Origin of the sequence: Streptomyces cadmiisoli (assembly GCF_003261055.1) — a bacterium.
Lineage (GTDB): Bacteria > Actinomycetota > Actinomycetes > Streptomycetales > Streptomycetaceae > Streptomyces > Streptomyces cadmiisoli.
On record NZ_CP030074.1, the window covers coordinates 405,426 to 425,893 of the forward strand.

General features: G+C 70.7%; 15 protein-coding genes. 8 read left to right on the forward strand and 7 right to left on the reverse strand.

Features of this window, described 5'->3' with window-relative positions; translation table 11 throughout:
* The first annotated feature begins 370 nt into the window (after nucleotides 1-370).
* On the forward strand, nucleotides 371-3,163 hold the full coding sequence (locus DN051_RS42615) for a helix-turn-helix transcriptional regulator (RefSeq protein WP_112443116.1): 2,793 nt from the start codon (nucleotides 371-373) through the stop codon (nucleotides 3,161-3,163).
* A gap of 71 nt (nucleotides 3,164-3,234) precedes the next feature.
* Entirely contained in the window at nucleotides 3,235-3,852 is a 618-nt protein-coding gene (locus DN051_RS42620; RefSeq protein WP_112443117.1) for a TOPRIM nucleotidyl transferase/hydrolase domain-containing protein, read from the forward strand.
* Between the two features lie 110 nt (nucleotides 3,853-3,962).
* Here DN051_RS42620 and DN051_RS42625 read toward each other — a convergent pair whose 3' ends face one another.
* Nucleotides 3,963-4,613: an HAD family acid phosphatase gene (locus DN051_RS42625; protein ID WP_112443118.1), complete on the reverse strand. Its 651-nt coding sequence runs from the start codon at nucleotides 4,611-4,613 to the stop codon at nucleotides 3,963-3,965.
* A 435-nt stretch (nucleotides 4,614-5,048) separates the two neighbouring features.
* Between DN051_RS42625 and DN051_RS42630 the strand changes: the two genes are divergently transcribed.
* Nucleotides 5,049-6,011 (forward strand): STM4015 family protein, encoded by a 963-nt coding sequence (locus tag DN051_RS42630; RefSeq protein WP_112443119.1) that lies wholly within the window; start codon nucleotides 5,049-5,051, stop codon nucleotides 6,009-6,011.
* 78 nt (nucleotides 6,012-6,089) lie between these two features.
* On the opposite strand, the gene DN051_RS42635 is transcribed toward DN051_RS42630, so the two are convergent.
* The gene (locus DN051_RS42635; protein ID WP_162625190.1) at nucleotides 6,090-6,878 is read right to left on the reverse strand and encodes a carbonic anhydrase family protein; all 789 of its coding nucleotides are present in this window, start codon (nucleotides 6,876-6,878) and stop codon (nucleotides 6,090-6,092) included.
* A 217-nt stretch (nucleotides 6,879-7,095) separates the two neighbouring features.
* Between DN051_RS42635 and DN051_RS42640 the strand changes: the two genes are divergently transcribed.
* Nucleotides 7,096-8,634: a family 43 glycosylhydrolase gene (locus DN051_RS42640; RefSeq protein ID WP_112443121.1), complete on the forward strand. Its 1,539-nt coding sequence runs from the start codon at nucleotides 7,096-7,098 to the stop codon at nucleotides 8,632-8,634.
* Between the two features lie 33 nt (nucleotides 8,635-8,667).
* Here DN051_RS42640 and DN051_RS42645 read toward each other — a convergent pair whose 3' ends face one another.
* A complete protein-coding gene (locus tag DN051_RS42645) occupies nucleotides 8,668-11,283 on the reverse strand; it encodes a DUF1963 domain-containing protein (RefSeq protein ID WP_112443122.1) in 2,616 nt (871 codons plus the stop codon).
* Between the two features lie 363 nt (nucleotides 11,284-11,646).
* On the opposite strand from DN051_RS42645, the gene DN051_RS42650 reads away from it, so the two are divergent.
* From DN051_RS42650 to DN051_RS42665, 4 genes are all read left to right on the forward strand, one after another.
* Nucleotides 11,647-13,071: an MFS transporter gene (locus DN051_RS42650; RefSeq protein ID WP_162625191.1), complete on the forward strand. Its 1,425-nt coding sequence runs from the start codon at nucleotides 11,647-11,649 to the stop codon at nucleotides 13,069-13,071.
* A 575-nt stretch (nucleotides 13,072-13,646) separates the two neighbouring features.
* Nucleotides 13,647-14,348 carry a thymidylate kinase gene (locus DN051_RS42655; protein ID WP_199315048.1) on the forward strand — a complete coding sequence of 234 codons (702 nt, stop codon included), beginning with the start codon at nucleotides 13,647-13,649 and terminating at the stop codon, nucleotides 14,346-14,348.
* A 237-nt stretch (nucleotides 14,349-14,585) separates the two neighbouring features.
* Complete coding sequence (locus DN051_RS42660) at nucleotides 14,586-16,850, forward strand: FAD/NAD(P)-binding protein (protein WP_112443124.1); 2,265 nt, start codon at nucleotides 14,586-14,588, stop codon at nucleotides 16,848-16,850.
* Between the two features lie 59 nt (nucleotides 16,851-16,909).
* The gene (locus DN051_RS42665; protein WP_053763523.1) at nucleotides 16,910-17,230 is read left to right on the forward strand and encodes a MazG-like family protein; all 321 of its coding nucleotides are present in this window, start codon (nucleotides 16,910-16,912) and stop codon (nucleotides 17,228-17,230) included.
* Between the two features lie 117 nt (nucleotides 17,231-17,347).
* Here DN051_RS42665 and DN051_RS42670 read toward each other — a convergent pair whose 3' ends face one another.
* The 4 genes from DN051_RS42670 to DN051_RS42685 form a co-directional block, all read right to left on the reverse strand.
* Nucleotides 17,348-18,877, reverse strand: a complete 1,530-nt coding sequence (locus DN051_RS42670) for a glycoside hydrolase (protein ID WP_112443125.1) — start codon at nucleotides 18,875-18,877, stop codon at nucleotides 17,348-17,350.
* Between the two features lie 193 nt (nucleotides 18,878-19,070).
* Nucleotides 19,071-19,679 (reverse strand): GTP-binding protein, encoded by a 609-nt coding sequence (locus tag DN051_RS42675; RefSeq protein ID WP_112443126.1) that lies wholly within the window; start codon nucleotides 19,677-19,679, stop codon nucleotides 19,071-19,073.
* On the reverse strand, nucleotides 19,666-20,025 hold the full coding sequence (locus DN051_RS42680) for a DUF742 domain-containing protein (RefSeq protein ID WP_053763647.1): 360 nt from the start codon (nucleotides 20,023-20,025) through the stop codon (nucleotides 19,666-19,668). The genes DN051_RS42675 and DN051_RS42680 overlap by 14 nt, the downstream gene beginning before the upstream one ends.
* Nucleotide 20,026: 1 nt before the next feature.
* Complete coding sequence (locus DN051_RS42685; RefSeq protein WP_053763526.1) at nucleotides 20,027-20,458, reverse strand: roadblock/LC7 domain-containing protein; 432 nt, start codon at nucleotides 20,456-20,458, stop codon at nucleotides 20,027-20,029.
* Between the last annotated feature and the right edge of the window lie 10 nt (nucleotides 20,459-20,468).

The window sequence follows — 20,468 nt, forward strand, 5'->3', positions numbered from 1 at the left end:
AGAAACGGCGGCAGGGGCCGTGCCCGGACTCAGACGAAGAAGAGGAAAGCCATGCCCCCACCATAACAAGACGAACCGTCTCGCCTCAACTCGCGCGGGGCACGGCACCGGGTGCCCCTGGGGCGCCCGGGACGCCGAGAAGCCGTACGTAGCGAGGTCGCCCCAGCCGTCTCCGGCGGTGTTCTGGCCCGCCCGTCGGCTTCCGTCGGTCCGCGCCAGATCTCTCACCACCGTGCGGGACCGGGCCTCCGGGACGATGCCCACGGCGCCGACCTGCGGGGATTGTGCCTCTACCGCGACAGGCGTGCGACGATGACGACGCCGAGGTCACCAAAGGCAGTGTTCGTCGCCCTTGCGAGGATGGTCGCGAATGAATGTGCAGGGCACGTTCGTCGGCAGGGAGCCGGAGCTCGCGCGGTTGCGGGATTGCGCGCGGGCCGTTCGGTGTGGGCGGCCGTGGGTGGTCCTGGTCGAGGGCGAGGCCGGCATCGGCAAGACGCAGTTGCTGCGCCGCTGGCTGGCCGATCCCGCCCTGGAAGGCTTCACCGTGCTGCGGGCACGCTGCGACACCTCGGAGCGGGACTTCGTGTTCGGCGCGGTCCAGCAGCTGATCTCTTCCGTCCCGCGGACGCTGCTGGAGGAGTTCCCCCTGCTCAAAGGGCCGATCCCGGCCGCCGCACCACCGTACGAGGTGGGCAACCAACTGCTGGAGCTCACCAGCGCGCTCCAGACCCGCGAGCCCGTCGCTCTCCTGGTGGACGACCTCCAGTGGGCGGACACGGCGTCGCTGCACGCCTGCGGATTCGTCCTGCGGCGACTGGACGCGGACGCCTTGCTCGCGGTGCTCAGCGTCCGGACGACGGACCGTCCACCCGACCCGGACCTGGCGGACATGCTCCACCGGATGGTGACCGGCGTGAGCGACAGCGCGCGGCTGCCGTTGCGGGGGCTCGCGACCGGGCAGGTCGCCGAGCTGATCGAGCAGACCACAGGCCGGCCGGTGCCGGAAGCGGTCGCGGAACAACTGCGCCGGCACACCGCGGGCAACCCGCTGTATGTGAGCACCCTGCTGGCCGAGATGCCGGAAGGGGAGCTGACCGGGGCGTCCGTGACGACGCTGCCCGTGCCGCCCTCGTTGGCCACGGCCATCCGCAGCCAGCTCCTGCGCCTGCCGGAGCCGTCGCGAGCCCTGGTGGAGGCCGCCGCCGTGCTGGGTACGCCGATGCCGCTCGCGCTGGTCGGCCGGATGGCCGGGGTCGAGGCCCCCACCCCCGCCCTCAGCGCCGCGCTGGAGGCCGGGCTGATGCGCTGGCTGCCCAACCAGCCCTCCGCGCCGGTGGAGATCACCCACGCCCTGCAACGGCAGGCCGTCGTCGAGGCGATCCCGCCGGACCGGCGAAGACACCTGCACGCGAAGGCGGAGCACCTGGTGGACCGGCACACGGCGTGGGCCCACCGGGTCGCCGCCGCCGGACCCACCGATCTCAGGCTGGCCGCGGAACTCGCCGCCGCCGCGGACGAGGAGTACGCCGCCGGTGAGGTGGACCGCTCGGCGACCCTGCTGCTGTGGGCCGCCGACCTGGAGGCGACCCGCGAGAACCGCGAGCACCACCTGCTCACCGCCACCGCGAGACTGTCGACCCACGAACGGTTCGTACGAGCGGCATCGCTGCTGCCACGCGTGCAGGAGACCGCGCCGTGCGCCAGACGCAGCCTGATCCTGGGAGCGCATGCCTTCTCCCGGGGCACCCTGTCGGAGGCGCTGACCCACTACAACGAGGCACGGGCGCGGAGCGAGCAGGAGCAGGACCCCTGGACGGGCGTCAAGGCACGCGTCGCGCTCAGCGGCGTCCTCAACTTCCAGGGCCGCTACGACGAAGGGATCGACGCGGCACGTCAGGCCCTGGCGATGGACCCGGACGACTCGTGGGCCCGGGTGAACCTCAGCACCGGGCTCGCCCTCGCCGATGCCGCACCGGAGGCACTGCGCGAGCTGGCGGAGGTCACACCCGCGGTGCTGCGCTCGGCCGCCGAGGGACGGCCGGTCGGCGTGCATCTGCTCACCTTGCAGGGGCTGATCCGGATCAGCCAGGGCGCGCTGACGGCGGGCATCGAGGACTGCGCCACGGCGCAGGCGCTGAGCCGGTCGCACGGAGTGCCCGCGCTCGCCGACTTCGCGTACGGCGGGACCGCCACCGCCCAGTATCTGCTCGGCGACTGGGAGGACGTCGCGATCAGTGCCGAGCGGGGCCTGGCCATCACCTCCAACGGCGACGGCAAGGCCGCCGCCTACGCGTGGGAGTACTCGGTCGCCTCCTGGCTCGCCGCCGGCCAGGGCGACTGGGAACGCGCGGAGGAGCAACTGCGCGCCGCGGAGTGCCGGTCGGGATCCTCCATCAACGACAGCACCACCACGCTGTGCGCCATCAGCGGGGCGATCCTCGCGCAGGCCCGCGGCGACCACACGGCGATGCTCCACGCCGTACAGCCGCTCGTGACGGCCGAGGCCGGATGGCCCCGACATCTTCAGGTGTTCTGGCTGCCCCTGCACGCGGAGGCACTCATCGGCCTCGGTCACCTGGACCGTGCCGAGGCCGCGGTCGCACACCTGCGGCACACCGCACAGGACATCCCCTGTCTGCGGACCGCGGCATCATGGCTGTCCGGCCGTCTCGCCGAGAGCCGCGGAGATCTCGCCCTGGCCCGCGCGACATACGAACAAGGGTTGGCCGAACTGCCGGAACGCGACGTGGTGCTGCTGCACAGAGCCCTGCTGGAGCACGCCCACGGCCGGGTCCTGCAACTCGGAGGGCGGACGACGGACGCCGCCCAGTGGTTCGACGCGTCACGACACCGCCTGGAGCGGGTACGGGCCCGCCCCTTCCTGGACCGCTGCGCCGAAGGCATCCCCACACCGCCACCGCCCGCCCGCCGGAGAGCCAAGAACCCGCTCCGGCTCACCGCCCGGGAACGGGACATCGCGCACCTCATCGGCCGCGGCCTGACCAACAAGGAGATCGCCGGCGAACTGTTCGTCAGCTCCAAGACCGTCGAGTACCACCTCAGCCGCACCTACGACAAACTCGGCCTCAGCAACCGCCGCGAACTCCGCGACCACGTACAGCGCGGAGCCCTCACCGAGGACGACGAGGACACTCCGTGACCCCATGCGCCGGTCGATACGGCGACGGAAATTGATTACCGCCGAGGGCAGAATCGGCGGAGACTCGTGGCATGGCAGACATGGGGGCGTTCCGGGAGGCGGTCACCGCGTGGGCCGCCGGTGGGCCCGGTGGCCCCGCGCGCGAACTGGCCGAGCGATCGCGGGTGCGGACGGTCGTCCTTCTCGAAGGTCTCAGCGACGCCGCGGCGGTCGGCGCGCTGGCCGGGCGACGCGGCCGGCACCTGGCTTCGGAAGGGGTCTGCGTGCTGCCGATGGGCGGTGCGATGAGCGTCGGGCGCTTCGTCCCCCTCCTCGGACCACCCGGCCTGGACCTGCGCCTGACGGGCCTGTGCGACGAGGCGGAGCACCCCTACTACACCCGCGCCCTCGAAAGGTCCGCGGCGGCACAGCGGGAAATCTTCGTCTGCGCGGCGGATCTGGAGGACGAACTCATCCGCGCACTGGGCGTGGCACGGGTGAGGGAGCTCATCGAGGCGGAGGGCGAACTGCGCCCTCTGGAAACCTTCCTGAGCCAGCCGGCGCAGCGGGGCCGTCCCGTAGAGCAGCAGTTGCGCCGCTTCTTCGGCACGAAGAAGGGCCGCAAGATCCACTACGGCCGCGTGCTGGTCGAGGCCCTGCCACCCGACCGCACACCCGCCCCACTCGACGACCTGCTCAACTGCCTCTGACAGCGGGGCGCGCACGGTCCGGTGCGCCCTCCGCCGACACCGCTGCCGCAGCCGACCGGCGGCCGCGGCGGGTGTGGCGGAGGGGCTGGGTGGACGGCGACCGGCTGCCGCTAGAACAGCCTGCCGTCGTAGTCAGGGAGCTTGAAGGCGCGTTCGGCGTGGCCGCCGGCGAAGTCCCCGGCGCTGTTCCCGATGTTGGCGATGATCTTGTAGCCCTTCGCCTCGATCTCGGCTCGCTTCTCGGTCTTGTAGGCGCTGACCTCGAACAGATCGATGAGGTCGGTGAGATAGAGCCCGTCGATGGGGTAGCCGGTCTGCTTCAGGTTCCATTCCGTGAGGGACCCGACGAAGCCCGGTCGGGCCGTGACGAAGAAGACGGCCACACCCCGGGAGTCGGCATAGCGGGCCAGGTCCCGGACGTCGGCCACGGCCGGGGTGGGCTGCTTCCAGATCGGGTGGAAGTACGTCTCCAGCGCGGTGTTGTCGATGTCGAGGACGATCGCCTGCTTCTCGGTACCGGCGTCGGCGCTCCGGGACTCGATCCACGGACGCGCCTGGGCGACGACGGCCGCGACGTCCTGCTTCCAGGTGGCGTAGTCGACGCCGCTGACGGCGGCGCCGGCCGTGCTCGCTGTACTGGCGTTGCCCGCCGGGGTTGTCTCGGCGGCGGTGGCGGTCGCCGCGGTGGCGGGGACGGCGGCGAGAGTGATGGCCGCGGTGACTGTCGCGGCTCTGCGGGCGATCGTGGCGCGGGCATGCATGTGGGGGTCTCCTGGGGGAGTGCGAAGGCTGCCGGCGGAACGTGCGTCACCACGCACGACGGGGTCTGTCATGCGCGCGCACTCATGATGGAGGGTCAATGGCCCTCGTACTACCGGCCGGTAGGGGCTCTTGCGCGGGTCCGCCCGGTCCGCTGCGCCCCGGCCCACGCCGAACGCCGGAGATCCGAACAAGCCCTTGTGCAGGCAGTTCCGGTGTGGCTGAGGGATCCCGATCGGGCCTCCGCAGGTCGGCCCGAGCCGTACCGGAATCCCGGAACGCTCACCAGGGATGAGCACTTCTGTCGGCGTGCTCCGACGGCCGGCCCGTGCCGGCCCTCGACCGCTCGACGCCCAACGCGTGAACCGGGCGATGTCAGTGGGGCTTGATAGAACTTTCGAGCGACATCGAGCCGCCCGGAACCTGGAGTCAAGCGCATGGCCATTTCCGACCGTCTGAGCGAGTGGGGTGGGCTGCCCACCTTCGACTTCCCCCAACTCGAAGAGGAACTGCCCGAGTCCCTGCCCGCCGACGACGCCGTCGCCTGGCGCATCTCCGTCGAGGAGTACTACGACGCCGAGGCCGGGCGCTGGGCAGCCACCTTCGCCCGCTTCGCGGAGGCGGTGGACCTCTCCCGCGTCCGGTCGCTCGTCGTCGGCGTCTGGCCCGAGGTCAATGACGAAGGACCGACGGAGGTCGTCGAAGCCCTGGTCGCCGCGGCCGACCGGCTCCCCGCGCTGCGCGCCCTGTTCCTGGGCGACATGACGTACGAGGAGAGCGAGATCTCCTGGATCCAGAACGGTGACGTGACACCGCTGCTCAAAACCTTCCCGCGGCTGGAGGAGTTCGGGGTGCGCGGCGGCAGCGGCCTCGTCTTCCCGCCGCAGTCGCACGAGACCCTGCGCCGTCTGGTCATCGAGACCGGCGGCCTGTCCAAGGAGGTCGTGCGCGGGGTGGGGGACTGCGACTTCCCGGCCCTGGAGGAGCTGGACATCTGGCTCGGTGTCTCCTGGTACGGGGCGGACACGCAGGTGTCCGACCTGGAGCCGTTCCTGACCGGCGTCCGGCTGCCCGCGATACGTCGGCTCGCGCTGCGCAACAGCGAGATCCAGGACGAGGTAGCCGCGGCCTTCGCGTCCGCCCCGGTCGTCGCCCGGCTCACCGAACTCGACCTGTCCATGGGCACGCTCGGCGACGAGGGAGCGACCGCACTCCTGGAGGGACAGCCGCTCACCCACCTGGCCAAGCTGAACCTGCACCACCACTTCATCAGCGGCCCGGTCGCCGGACACCTACGGGAGACGCTGGGCAAGCGCGGCGTCGAGGTCGACCTGACCGGCAGCCACGAGTCCGCCAACGGTTCGGCCAACGCCCGCCGGTTCGTCGCGGTCTCGGAATGACCACATCCCGGCCACCGCGATTCCCGTCGGAATCGCGGTGGCCGGGTTCCCGTCCCACTTCGCGTCAGTGAGCGGCACCTACCACCAGCGATGCCGGTCGCTCGCGATGCGCCGGTCCCCGAGGGGCTGCACCGCGCGGGCGTTGCCCCGGGGGAACACCTTCCGGTAGTGGTTCACCGCGGCGGCGGACGCCTGTACGGGGTGGGTCAGCACCGACCAGCGCACTCCCGGAAGGTAGGGGCAGACGGTGGTGGAACCGAGATAGCGGTACGACTCGGTGCAGGTCGGGAGCAGCGCGTCGAGCTCCACTCCGGCCACGGCCCAGGGGTCTTCGCCCCGGCGCGCCGAGCCGAGCAGCCGGTCCAGCGAGGCGTTCGGCTCCCCGGGATGGACGAAGACACCGATCACCGCGTACTCGCTGCCGCTCTCACCGGACACGGTGCCGTCCTCGGCCGACCGTACGTACTTCATGTGCTGCTCCATCGGAAACGCCACCCCGCCGACGGTGTGCTCGGAAGGCGTGTGCCAGTGCACGTCCGCCAGGAGGTAGACGTCGGCGCCGATGGTCAGCCGGCACTCCTGTCCCGGTGGTGGCTCGGCCTTCACCGTTCCCTCGTCGTCCCGGACACAGTCGGGTTGAGCGCTCTTGGCTGCCGGCCCGGCGCTGGTCGGTGTGCCGTCGTGCCGGCGACGCCGCGGGTCGTCGAAGTGCAGACGCATGGTGAGCGATGTCGGGTGGTGGAACCGCAGCGGCGGCAGGATCGAGACGTCGGTGGATTGCGGGCGAATGTCGACCGGGCTCTGCGACAGCGACGGCGCTGGTGAGGGACGGCCGGAAGCGGACGGAACGGGTGCGGTGAGGGACATGGGTGAACACCTTCGATTCGGCAGGTGGACGGCTGGGCTCGTGATCACCGCATACCTCCCCTGCCCGTAGCCCGGAACACCCGAGGTCACCTGGAGTGCTGAGGCCGGACGGTACGGCCTTGACGAGCAGTTGAGAAAATTACTTGCAAGCTTGGAGGCAATTCGCCGTCCCGATGATAAATGTTTGCACCGATAGTCCCGTCGACCGAGGAGAACCATGAGCCTCAATCCCCGTACCAGGCGTTTCACGATCCTCACCGCGGCCGTCGCGCTGGGCCTCACCGGCGGTCTCAGCCAGCCGGTCCAGGCCGCGGAGCCGTCGTCCTACATCGCCAACGACACCGTATGGAGGACGGTCGACGGCCAGGAGATCCTGGCTCAGGGCGGGAACGTCTTCAAGCACCAGGGTGTCTACTACTGGGTCGGCTCGGAGCTGACCAGCGGCCAGCCCAAGGCGATCAACCTGTACAGCTCGACCGACCTCGAGAACTGGCAGTTCAGGAAAGCCATCGTGAAGCAGTCCGGCACGGACGGGCCCCTCTCCGCCGACCCGGCCGACAACATCTGGCTCGGACGCCCGCAGCTCAACTACAACCCGGCAACGAACAACTTCGTCCTGAACTTCGAGGTCAACGACACCTCGGACAAGCGCAACCAGCTGATGTTCGCCACCAGCTCGACGGTCGACGGCACTTACACGCTGACGAGTCAGACACCGATCAACGTGAACAACAACACGATGGGCGATCACTCGGTCTTCGTGGAGGGCAACGACGCGTACCTCGTGTACGTGGGCGACCACGTGGACGCCAGCGGCAAGAAGAGCATCAACCGCACGGTCACCGTGAGGAAGCTCAACGAGGCGTGGACCGGCGTGGCCCCCGGAGCGCCCCTGTTCGACCAGTGGGACTCCGGGAAGGAGGCGCCCGGCCTCGTCAAAGCCAACGGCAAGTACTACCTGTTCGCCTCCGAGAAGCGATGGTGGGACGCGACGGCCACCCACTACCGAGTCAGTGACACCCTCGCCGGTCTGGCGTCGAGCGCGCCGTGGGCGAAGGTCACGCACCGGCCGACCCGGGGTGGTTCGGACGACTCGTTCGGCACGCAGTTCGCGCAGATCATCCCCGTCGTCAGCACGGACGGGGGGACGACGTCCTATCTCTTCAACGGCGACCGCTACTCGCAGTTCTTCAAGGGCGACACCAACAACGCACCCGGCGGCGTCGGCCGCAACGCCTGGTACAAGCTCACCTTCGAGGGCACCGCGCCCGTCGTGCACGGCTGGACGGGCGTCGACGTGAACGCGGCGGCGGGCACGATCACGGGCAACCGGGTCGCCAACGGCCGCTTCGACCAGGAGGCCGCCGGCGTCGGAGTCCCGCTGTGGGATCTGTCCGGTGCCCAGGGTGCGGCCTCCACGCAGAACACCACCGGTGACGGCCGCCGGCAGCTGCTGGTGAACGACGACGTGGCCTTCACCTCGTGGGTGGACCAGGAGGTCGTTCTTCCCAACGGCAGGTACGAACTGTCCTTCGACTACCGGTCCAGCGCCACCATGAACGACCTGTTCTTCGAGGTGAAGGGACACGGTGGCCAGGCGACGAAGCTGCCTCTCAACAAGAACCAGAACGCCTGGGCGACGAAGAAGTACACCTTCGACGTGACCTCGGGCAAGGCCAACATCGGCCTCTGGGCGGACGGCCAGGCGAATGCCTGGACCAACCTCGACAACGTGGCGATCTGGCCAGCGGGCTGACCCGGCGACCGCCACCGCCGCCCGGGATGCGATCTATCCCTGGGCCACCGGTCTGACCTGGTCGAAGCGGCGGGCGGCCAGGTCCTCGCGGCGGATCAGCCAGTACACGATGTTGTCGTGGTGGCGGTCCTCGAAGGAGGCGAGCAGGACAAGGGCGTGTTCCTCCCGGCGCAGGGCTTCGTCCGTCGCGTCCGGGCCGAGGACGCGGCGGGCGACGCGGCCCTGCTCCCAGCGGTCGTACCAGCGGACATGTCCCCCGACCTGCGCCCAGTGGCCGCCGTACAGCTCGTGCATCAGGTCCTCCACAGCCCCGTACGCCTTGGTCCCGCCCTCCGTGTTCGGCAACTCGATGGACGCGTCCTCCAGGATCGGGTCGTAGAAGTCGGGCATGGTGACTTTCACCCGGTTCAGACGCAGCGGTACCCGCTCGAGGACCTCTCGGCCCTCGGGTGCCGGGCGGCGGCGGGTCGGGACCGAAGCGGGGACATAGAGCACCTTCGTCCCGGCGCCCAGCCCGCCATCCTCGTATCCGACGTAGAACTCGCCGGGCTCATCGTGGAGGCCGCTCCCCTGAAAGCGGAAGAACAGGAGTGTGCCGTCCTCGGGCAAGGGAATGTCCAACTCCGTCCGGGGCAGGCGGGCGCAGTCCAGGGAGGCCAGCAGGGTCAGCGGGCGTTCCTGCCACACCGGCCAGGGTGTGTTCTTCGGCAGTTCCGGCAGACCGCCCAGGTGACCGACGACGGGACCCTCACCTTCCCCCTCGTCCAGGGTCACCGCCGGTCGCAGCAGTGAGAGCCACCGTTCCTTCGCTCCGCCGGGCAGGATGCGCAGGATCGGATCGAACACGCTCATGTCGAAGGGAGGGGGGTTGTACCCCTCGGGCCCGGGTTCGTCCGCCGTGGACGGCTCGGCCGTCTCGTCGGCCGGGGGCGCCGCGCCGAAGAGGGCCTCGGCGCGGGCTTGCAGATCCGGCTCCAGTTCTCGGGCCGCGGTGGCCAGCAGCGCGCGGGCGGTGTCGTCGGCGCGCTCGCGGAGTTCGCCGGCAAGGGTCACAGCCTGGTCCTGCACGGCCCGTACGGGGTGCCAGAAGGCGTCGGCGAGCAGGGCCAGGACCGTCCCTGCGCTGTCCGGTTCGCGTTCCGGTCCGCGGCGCAGGAATGTGATCAGTGCGGTCGCGACGTCCTCCTCCGGCCAGGTCAGCGCCTCACGGGCGCAGGCGACGATCTGGTCGGTGGTGAGGCGCCCGTGCTCGGCGTGGCGGATCAGCGCCCGCAGGGTGTGCAGGGGCCGTATGGTCCGGGTGCCCGTGACGAAATGGACCAGGTCGGCGATGTGGTCGTCCCTGAGCAGGTCCGAACCGCTGATCTCGCCGATCGCGACCGCGCAGTTGGGCGAGGTGTCGGTGTCCCCCGTCAGGATGGCCTGGACCCACCGGTCGACCAGGTCCGCCGTGAGCCGTTCCTCGCGCAGGAGCGTCCCCACCGCGCGTGCCGTCAGGGCATCGCTCATCTGTGAGGACAGCGCGACGCTCGCGAGCCTGGCGTAGCTCTCGTGGCAGGCGGTGAACTCCTCCTCGGTCGGCTGGAGGTCTTCGAACAGGGTGGTGTGGCAACTGGCAACAATCCAGCCGTCCTCGTCGGTGACCTGCTGGAGGCTCTGGATCACCTTGCGCAGGAAGAGATCACGGTCGAGCAGACCGTTCTCCAGCAGGAGGCGTACGAAGCGACGTCCTCCGGACGAAGGATCGTTGTCGCCCAGGCGGTTGTAGACGCCGTAGTCGGCAAGGGGCAACTCCGGGAGCACGCGGGGCAGCAACGGGTCCTCGCGAGGGTCGGCGGCGACCGCCAGGCCGTGCGGAGGGCGGTTCTCCCATCCCGCGCCGACGTAGAAGTTCACACAGCCCGCGGCGAGACGGGAGGTCGGTTCGACGGTGATACCGGTGCGGCGGCACAGCACCATCACGAGCGGATAGAGGGCTGCGGCGTGCGGACCTGTCGCGGCTGCCCTGATGAAGTCCGCGACGCGCTCCGGCTCCCAGCACGCGACGACCGCGTCCGCCAGATGTGCCGCCATCTCCTCGGGTCCGGCCGGCCTCCGGCCTGCGAACCCCGGCCGGACGAGCCAGTCCGCCGCCGCGTCGGCGTCGGTGTGGCAGACGAAGCCGACGGTACTCATCCGCACGTAGCGGGCGGCGTTCTGCTCGCCGAGGGAGATCAGATACTCCGCCAGGGCGAGACGCACCAGGGTGGCGCGGGAGATGAGTGACCGGCGTTGCTCCGCGTCCAGCGCGGTGCCGGACAGGTGTGCCTCGACGGACTCCTGGGTGCCGCCCTCCATGGCGGCCAGCAGGGCTTCGTAGGTGTGCTCTGCCGCAGCGTCCTCGGTGGCAGGGCCGGGCGGCGACGTGTCGTCCACCGTTTCGTGGAGGTACCGCTTCCACGCGGATGTGAAGGTCGGCAGGTGCGGGTGGCTGAGCCGTCCGTCGATGTTCGCGGTGTCGGGATGCCGGGTCAGCCACAGGAAGTAGGTGACGCGGTCGCTGATGGTGTGCGGCGGCATGTGCCGGTCCGCCGCGGCGTAGCGGGCGAAGTCGCCCAGGTCGCCTTCGTCGTTGATGAACCGGGCCAGCCACTGACCGAAACCTGACACGTTCGTTGCTTCCTTCCCGCGGCGACAGTCGGACGGCGTCGAACGGTACTTCCGGGTACCGACAGTTCGGCTCACACCGAGCGGCGGACCGGTGACCGTGGGTCCGGCGGTACGGGCGCCGGGGCCGGGCTCGTCCCTGTCGTACCCCATTTGCCCTGCCCCGGTTCGCCGGTGAATCGCTCACGGGTGGTGAGCGGCGTGCGGCCACGGACCGCTCGCCACGACTCCCCTCCGGACCCGGAATGCCCTGCGCGTCCGACCGCGGAACGGGCCGGGGACATGCTGGACTGGCGTGGATCTGTCGTCGGTACGGCCGCGGACGCGCAGGGTGTTCGGAACGCGGCCGGGAGAGCGGGTGCCCGGGTGGCTGGTGACGGGGACTCGGAGTTCACCGCGCGGGAGCGGCTGGCGCTGGGCGGGGCCGCCCTGTCCGCCTTGATCGTCGAGCTGGACTGGCTGGCGGTGAGTGTCGCCCTGCCGCAGATCGCGGACGACCTGCGGCGCACACCGACGGACCTCCAATGGGTGATCACCGCGTTCATGCTGGGTTTCGGCGGGCTGCTCCCGGTGGCGGGATGGGTCACGGACGCGTTCGGCCGGCGCCGTACGACGATCTACGCCATCGAGCTGTTCATGGTGAGCTCGCTGGTCTGCGCGATGGCGGAAGACCTCGTCTGGCTGACGGTCGGGCGGGCGTTGCAGGGTGCGGCCGGAGGGTTCGCGGTCCCGGGCGCCGTGGCGATGACGGCGGGGGCGTTCTCCGGGCTGAAACGGGACCGGGGTCTGGCGATCGTGCTGGCTTCCGCGAGCGGTGGGGCGGCGCTGGCGCCGTTCGTCAGCGGGCTGCTGGTGCAGTTGTTCGGCTGGCGGTCGATCTTCCTGGTGAACTTCCCGCTGGGCCTGGCCGCCATCGCGCTCGTGTACTGGTGCGTCCGCCCCTCCAACAATCCCGAGACCGCGGCCCGCAGACCGCCGTTGCGCAGCGGACTGTGCGTCACGACGGGAGCGGTCGCCCTGACCGTGCTGGCCGACCGCGGAAGCACCTGGGGGTGGGCTTCGGCCCCGGCCATCGTGTGCGGGCTGTGCGGGGTGGGCCTGCTGGTCGCGTTCGTGGTCCTCGAACGGGACGCGTCCCGCGCCATGCACGGCCCCGAGGTCTACGGCGACCGGCCCCTGCGGGCTCTCACCGGTGCCGGTGCGGCGTCGATGACGGGATTCACCATCGTCTCGACCTTCTTCATCCTCTACTTGCAGGAAGTCCAGGGATACTCCGCCTTCTTCGCGGGCTGCGTCTTTCTGGGCCTGTCGGTTCCCAACGCGCTCTCGGCCTACGCCGCCGGGCGGGTGCCGAGCCCCGGGCCGGCCTATCTCATGGTGAGCGCGGCCTTGGCGACCGCCGCTGTGGGAGTGGCGGGACTGACCGTCGGGTCGTCGACGGCACTGTCCGTCCTCGCCCTGGCGGTGTCCGGCGTCGGTATCGGGCTGTCCGGCGGGCTGACGAACGTGCTCACCCAGCAGCGGGTCCGGGCCGAGCAGGCGGGAGCCGTCAGCGGCCTCGCCCTGGCCGTGAAGGCGCTGACGGCCGCCGTCGCCCTGTCACTCGCGGCGACGGTACTGGAGTCGCTGGGCGGGGGTGGCCGGCAGGCATCGAGCGACCAGGGCGCCATCGAGGTCGTACTGGGGGCGGCAGCCGCGATCATGCTCTGCTGGGCCCTGCTGTTCCTGCGCAGGGCGATCCCGGTGGCCCGGCACGGCGTGCCGCCGATCGCCGCTGCCCGGCGCCGATGACATGGCGCATGCCGTGGTGTGCGGGCGGTACGTCGTACCCCTGCCGGCGTCGGGTCAGGGACCGTACCGCCGGGACGTGGCGGTCACGGTGGTGCCACTGCGCACGTTGAACGCGCAATCGGCACCGTCCCGCCACAGGGCTCCCGGCACCCGCACAGCGGTGCCGCCGAGCCTCACGCACCGCTGCTGACCTGCGGGGAAGTGATCCAAGTCCCCCCACTCCACCGGGTTTTGACCCGTCGGGTCGCCCATCCCACCCGATATCGCGAAAAGTTCGCGACTGTCCTGGCGAGGCGACCGCACGTAAATTCCAGGGCGGCGGTGGAACCGCTCCCAGCCCGGCTCGGCCTCGCGACCGGACTGCGGACCACCCCGTTGCCGCCTCGGCGGCCGGTGTCGGAGCCACCCGGCAGACGACCTGACCTTGAGAAACGGACTTTCCGACACATGACCCGTCACGGCTTACCCTGCCGCAGCGCGTCCGCGGCCCCCGCCCGGCCGCAGCCCGGCCCCGCCCAGCCTCGGTCCGACGCAGAGGTGCTTCTCGACCGGGAGCCGAGCCGGGACGGTGCCGGGTGATCGTCTCCCTCGTGGGCTCCGACGGGGCGGGCAAGTCGACCGTCTCCCGCCTCGCCACCGAGCGCCTGCTGGCCGCCGGCAGACAGGTCGAACGGGTGGACCGCTGGGACATCGTGGGCAACCCGGCGTATCCCACCACCCGATTCATGAAGCCGGACGTGCAGCACACGCGGCTGTGTGTCGCGGAGATGCCGACCACGGCCCGGTTCCTCTTCCTGATGTGGTCCATCTCCCAGGCGCTGCTGGGCCGCAGCCCCGCCGCGGTCGCTCCGGACCGGGTCACGCTGCTCGACGGGTACTGGATGAAGCACGCCGCGGGCGAGATCGTCTACGGCCTGGACCGGGCCTGGGTCGAGGGTGTCGTCTCCGGCCTCCCGGTCTCCGAACACGTCGTCTACCTGCGGCTCGATCCCAAGCAGGCCTGGATGCGCAAGGTCGGGCGTGATGTCGTCCCGTACGAGTGCGGCATGGACCCCGCGTGCTCGCAGGACGGCTTCCTGACCCACCAGAGCCGCATCCTCGACGTGCTCGACTCATGGGCCGAGCAGTACGGATGGCTCACCGTCGACGCCGGTGCGCCGCTCGACGACGTGGTCGGCCGGGTCGTCTCCACCGTGTCCGGGCTGCCCGGAGCGGGGCATGCGGTGACCGCACCGGCGGGATCCCCGCGCCGAGGCCGCGCCCCGACCACCGGGTGATCGCTCGCCGCGCCCGGGACCGCGTACACCGCCCCCACACGTGTGCCCCCACGGGCCGCCGCGCGGCGGCCGACTGACGGCCGCCCACCCCGCCCTCAGCCGCAGCCGAAGCTGCCCTGACGACCGCCCACCCCTGAGGTGGCTACGGCCGTGCCGCCATCACCGACCGCGCCGGCCCCGGCGCCCGGCCGGAACGGACCCCGGACGGGCCCTTCCCCGAGCAAGGAGAACACCCGTATGCGTTCCCACCGACTCGCCATCGTCGGTGCCGGTCCCAGTTGCACCTATGTGCTGGACCGGCTGGCCGCGACGGCGAAGGCGGCGGCCGGGCCGGTGCAGCTCGACATCCATGTCTTCGACCGCGCGGGACAGTTCGGCGCCGGGCAGACCCACAGCCCCGACCAGCCGGTCACCAGCGTCCTCAACCGCATCGCCGGGCAGGTCGCGTTCGCGGCCGACGAGAGTGTCGTCGGCGCCGGACCGCTGCTGCCGCGGGAGGAGCGGCCCACTCTGCACGAGTGGTGTCGTACGCGGTTCGAGGAGACCGGCGACCCCGTCTTCGACCTCGCCGCCGAGGACTCGCCGAAGCGCTACGTCCACGGCCTGGCACTCGCCGACCGCTTCCGGCAGTACGTGGCGATGCTGCGGGAAGTGCCCGGCGTGCGGGTCCACTTGCACCACGACGAGGTGACGGACCTGGAGGAATCACCGGACGGCGGCCTCGGCGTCCTCTGCGGCGGCGAGCGTGTCGTGGCCGCCGACCACGTCCTGCTGCTCACCGGGCACTCCTCCAACACCCCCGCTCGTCACTCCCGGCAAGCAGAGTGGGCCCGGTTCGCCGAGAGTCACCCGGCTGCTTTCGTCCCGAGCGTCTATCCGCTGGACCGTGCGTTCGCGCCCGGTCAGGCCGGTCCCGGCGGCACCGTCGGCTGTGCCGGCATGGGACTCACCGGCATCGACGTCATCCTGCACCTGACCGAGGGCAGGGGCGGAGTCTTCGCGCGGGAGCCGGACGGCACCCTGGCGTACCGGGAGTCCGGCCGTGAGCCCGACTCCATCGTCATGTTCAGCGAGTCCGGACTGTTCACCTTCACCCGCCCCTTCAACGCCAAGGAGCGCGACACCGGGAAACTGGAACACCGAGGCGTCTTCCTCACCACGGACGCGGTGCGCCGGCTGCGCCGGTCCGTGGGGCGGCCCGTGCCGATCGGCGGCCGTGAGCAGCGGCAGCTCGACTTCCGTGACCACGTCCTGCCCGTGATGGTGCTGGAAATGGCCCTCGTGCACTACACCACCCTGCTCGGCGGCGACATCGGGCGCCACCTCGCCGCCGCGGCCCGTCCCACGTACGAGGCGTTCCTCGCGGACGGCGGCCGCGGCGCCCCGTCCGACGAGTCCGTGCGGCGCCTCCTCGCCCCCTTGGAGGCCGAGGTCGACCGGGCCGCGGGGACGGTCGACGCGGTGCTGTCCGGCACGCTGCGACTCGCCGACGCCGAGGAGCCGGAGCGCGGCTGGGACGCGGAGGCCGTGCTGCGCCGGGTGCTGGAGGTGACCTTCGGCCCCGAGCAGGCCGGTGCCCTCGCCGCCCGACTCGACGACCCGGCGCGGCTGGCGGCCGCCGTGGCGGCGGCCGAGTCCCCCTGGCGCCACCCGAAAAGCGTCGCGGACCGGCGCTTTTCATGGGAACGCCTGATCCGTCCGATCGACCGCGGCTCGTTCACCACACCCGACGAGTACCGGGCGGCGATGCTCGATTTCCTCGACCTCGACCATCGCTGGGCCGTCCAGGGCAACCTGGCCAACCCGGCGAAGGCGACGGCCGACGGCGTCTGGCGCGACCTGCGGTACGTCATCGCGTCCGCGGTCGACTTCGCGGGGCTGCATGCCGCCTCCCACCGCGACTTCCTGGACGTCTTCATGCGCCACCTCAACCGGCTGGTCAACGGGTCCGCGCTGGAGGTCATGGAGAAGGTGCGCGCCCTGGTCCGGCACGGCATCGTCGACGTGTCGGCCGGTCCCGAAGCCCGCGTCTCGCCGGACGAGCGCAGCGGGCGTTTCGTCGTGCGCGGCGGTGTCACCGGCGCCGTGCTGCCCGTCGACGTCCTGGTCGACGCCCGCGTGCACCCTTTCGACGCCGCGAACGACATACGGCCGCTCTACCCGAACCTGCTCGGGCGCGGTCTGGTCCGCACGTGGCGCAACCCCGGTGCCGACGCGCCGGACTTCGCCCCCGGCGGTCTCGACCTCACCGAGGACTTCCATCCCGTACGCGCCGACGGTGAGGTGGACCGGCGGATCACGGTGCTCGGCTGGCCGAGCGAGGGCGTCATGTTCTTCCAGTACGGCGCCCTGCGCCCGAACCACAACCACCACATCATGCGGGACGTCCTGTGCTGGCTGCGGCAGTTCTGGGGCGATGAGCCCGGCGCACCCGGGCACGGCGGCCCGCCCGCCACCACGGGGGAGCACAGGCCCGCTCCGGTGCCGGCCCCGCCGGAGTGAGTGGCGCACGGCGACCGCGTTCGACCTCCCCGCCCACGTACGACAGGAAAGAGGACCGCATGGACGACACGACCTGGCTCCGGGTGCACCAGCTGCGGAACTGGCTGGACGCGCACGCCGACCCCGAGCTGAGCGGGGACGTACGGCTGTGGCGTGTACTGAAGATCGGCGAGGAACTGGGTGAGGTCGCCGAGGCGATGCACGGCGCGACCGGCGCCAATCCGCGCAAGGGCGCGTCACACACCTGGGACGACGTCCACACGGAACTGTGCGACGTGATCGTGACGGGCATGATCGCACTCGCCACGTGCACCCCGGACGCCGAGAAGCTGCTCGACGAGCGGCTCCAGCGTCTCGTCGACCGTGTGACGTGGTCCTGAGACCTGTCGCGGCAACCCGCCTCGGACGGCGCCGCCGAGTGGCACGCCACCGGGCCGAACGGGCCGGAGTTCACCGGCTGGTTCGGCCCGGGGCGGGACGCTCCGGCGGGCCGGTGTTCAGATGGCGACGCCCTCGATCTCCAGCGTCTGCACACAGTTCGTGTTGATCGGGATGGTCACCTTCTTTCCGGACACGGTCACCTGACGGCGGACGTACCTCTCACCCACACCGGTGTTCCAGCGGTGCACGACGCCGGCCTGCCCGCCCGTCGCCGTCGAGAAGCGGGTCAGGTCGAACGTCATGTTCGTGCGTGGGCCATTGTTGGCGACGACGATGACCAGCTTGTTCGCCGTCTCGTCGAGGGCGGCCGCCGCGTGCTTCACACCGGTGTGGAGCATCTTCATACCGGGCCGGATGTGCCGGCTGAACTGGCCCATCACGGAGAACTTGGTATTGACGGTCTGGGCGAGCTGCACGCCCTGGGTCGGATCCTGCCCGTCGTTGACCGTGAAATGGATCATCGCCCAGTCGGGGTGTGTGTCCAGCGGCTGCCAGTACGCCCAGGCCGTCGGATGCAGGGCGTAGAGGTCGGCCAGCAGGAACTCGGCCATGCGGAAGCCGTCCGCGTCCGCGGTGCCGTTCTCCGAGCTCCACAGCGCCTTGCCGGAGCCGGAGACCACCGAGTTGTAGATCTGCGCCCGCTGGGCGTCCGCGTTCGGGTCGTTTGCACCGTAGCCGTGCACGTTGACACGGTCCACGAACGCGTGACCGCCGTTGTTCTTCAGGTCGTTCCACGTCGCGATGGCCTGCGCGAACGTCGCGTCGTCCGACGCGGCGATCTCCGTCGCCGACAGACCGCGATTGTCGAGTTCCTCGCGGAGGAGGGCGAGGACGGCCTTCTGCTCCGCCGTATTGATGCAGCAGCCCTCCTGGGGGTGGGCGTAGCCCGTCCACCAGTTGCCGGCCTTGGGCTCGTTGAAGGGCTCCACGGACACGAAGTCCACACCCCAGTTGTCCCGGGCGTGGACCGCCACCCTGGCCAGATGGGACGCGTGGTGGCGCCGGTAGGTGTCGTTGAGGTTGTCGCCGTACTGCTGGGTGGCTCCGCACGGGTTGAGGCTGTTGGTCATCCACCACATGGGGGAGTTCGAGAACAGCTCGCTCTTCGCGCCGCGTTGGGTCGCCTTGAGCAGCATGGCCCGCTGCGCCGGGTCGGCGTCCCAGTTCCACACCTCGGATGCGGGAGTGCCGTTCCCGGGATCCAGCCAGAAGCCCGCTATCTGCTTGTGCCAGGGAATGCGGCCGGGGTCCATCCGGACGGTTCCGGACCCCCGCGCCACGGTGTTCCAGCTGCACGCCCCGAGGTTGTAGCGGGCGATGTTCAGATTCAGGCCGGGCACCGCGCTCCCCATGTACGACACCGTCTTGTCGGTGAAGAGGAGGTCGGCGAACACATCGGCGTACTCGGCACTGTTGCCGAAGACCTTCGCCCACCAGGCCAAGGAGGTGCCCCAGCCATCCCAGGTGCCGTAGGTCTTCGACGGATCGACGGTGATCGTCGAGTCGGCGCGTGCGGTGCCGGTCGCGAGGGCGCTGCCGATGGCTCCCGCTCCCGCCGCGGCGAGAAGGGTTCTGCGATTGATCATGTGCTACTCCCGGGTGTGCGCGGGCGCGGGTGAGGAGTCCGGAGGCGGAGGCTCACGGTTCTCCTTGTACGACAGGGGATGTCGACGCAAATAATTATCACGGGTGTGACATGTTGGACCCCTGTGTGCAATAGATTTTCGCAAGTGCGCACCGCGACGAGCACCGTGCCGCGCGACAGCCGTCAACGCCGCTTCAGGCGCTGGACGAACCGCCCGCCCGCGTCGCGCCGATCAACTGGTCGATCAGCGCGACGAGCACGTTGCGGCACGACGACCGCTCCCGCGCGTCGCACAGCAGGACGGGCACACCCGCCGGCAGCGCCAGCGCTTCCCGGACGTCCTCGACCGGGTAGGGGTGCTCGCCGTAGAACCCGTTGACGGCGGTGACGAAGGGGATGCCCCGGCTTTCGAAGAAGTCGATGGCGGCGAAGCTGGACCGGGGCCTGCGCACATCGATCAGCACCACCGCGCCCAGCGCGCCGAGCGCCAGGTCGTTCCACATGAACCAGAAACGCTGCTGTCCCGGCGTCCCGAAGAGATACAGCACGAGGTCGTCGGACACGGTGATCCGGCCGAAGTCCAGGGCGACGGTGGTGGCCCGCTTCTCCTCGACCCCGACCAGGTCGTCCACGTCCAGGCCGGCTTCGGTGAGCGGCTCCTCGGTGCGCAGCGGCGTGATCTCGCTGACCGAGCCGACCAGGGTGGTCTTGCCGACGCCGAAGCCACCGGCGACCAGGATCTTGACCGCGGCCGGCGACGAACGTGTGCCGCTCCTCCCGGCGGTGCTCTCAGAGCCGGCCAAGGCACTCCCTCACTTTCATCAGCAGGTCCAGGTCGGGGGCGGCGTGGGTGACGCGGTACGGCGGGCGCACGGTGACGCGGCCCGCCTCCAGCAGGTCGCAGAGCAGGATGACGACCACGCTCACCGGGAGGTCGAGGCGCGCGGCCAGCTCCACCACCGCGACGGGCCCGGCGCACTGGCGGAGGATCCTGCGATGCTCGGGCTGCGGCCGGGCGACCGCTTCCGGCTGCGGATCCACCGCCGTCACCGTGGTGATGAGGGAGAAGTCGGCGCGGCTGGGCCGGGTCCGGCCGCCGGTCAGGGTGAACAGTCGTACGAGCCGGCCCTCGGGGTCGCCTGCGTCCACCTCAGACGCCGGGGCCGACGGCGGGCCCGGCCGCGCCGCGCGGTGCCGCACTGAGGTGCTCGCCGATCTTCTTCACCAGCATGTTCATCTGGTACGCCACAACGCCGACGTCCGCGCCCCGGCCGGTGAGCACCACCAGATGGGCGCCCGGACCGGCCGAGGTGAGGATCAGATAGCAGTCGGCCATCTCGATCAGGGCCTGGCGGACCGGACCACCGCGAACGTCCCTGCTGACGCCCTTGCTGAGACTCATCAGACCGGCCGCGGTCGCCGCGACGCGTTCGGCTTCCTCACGCGGGAAAGAGGTGGACTTGCTGACGACCAGTCCGTCCTCGGAGAGCACCACGGCCTGGTTGACGTCGGCGACGCGTTCCACGAGTCCGGTCAGCAACTGGTCGAGCTGGGTGTGGGTGGCGGGGCTGGGGCGAGTCATGGCGGTGCTC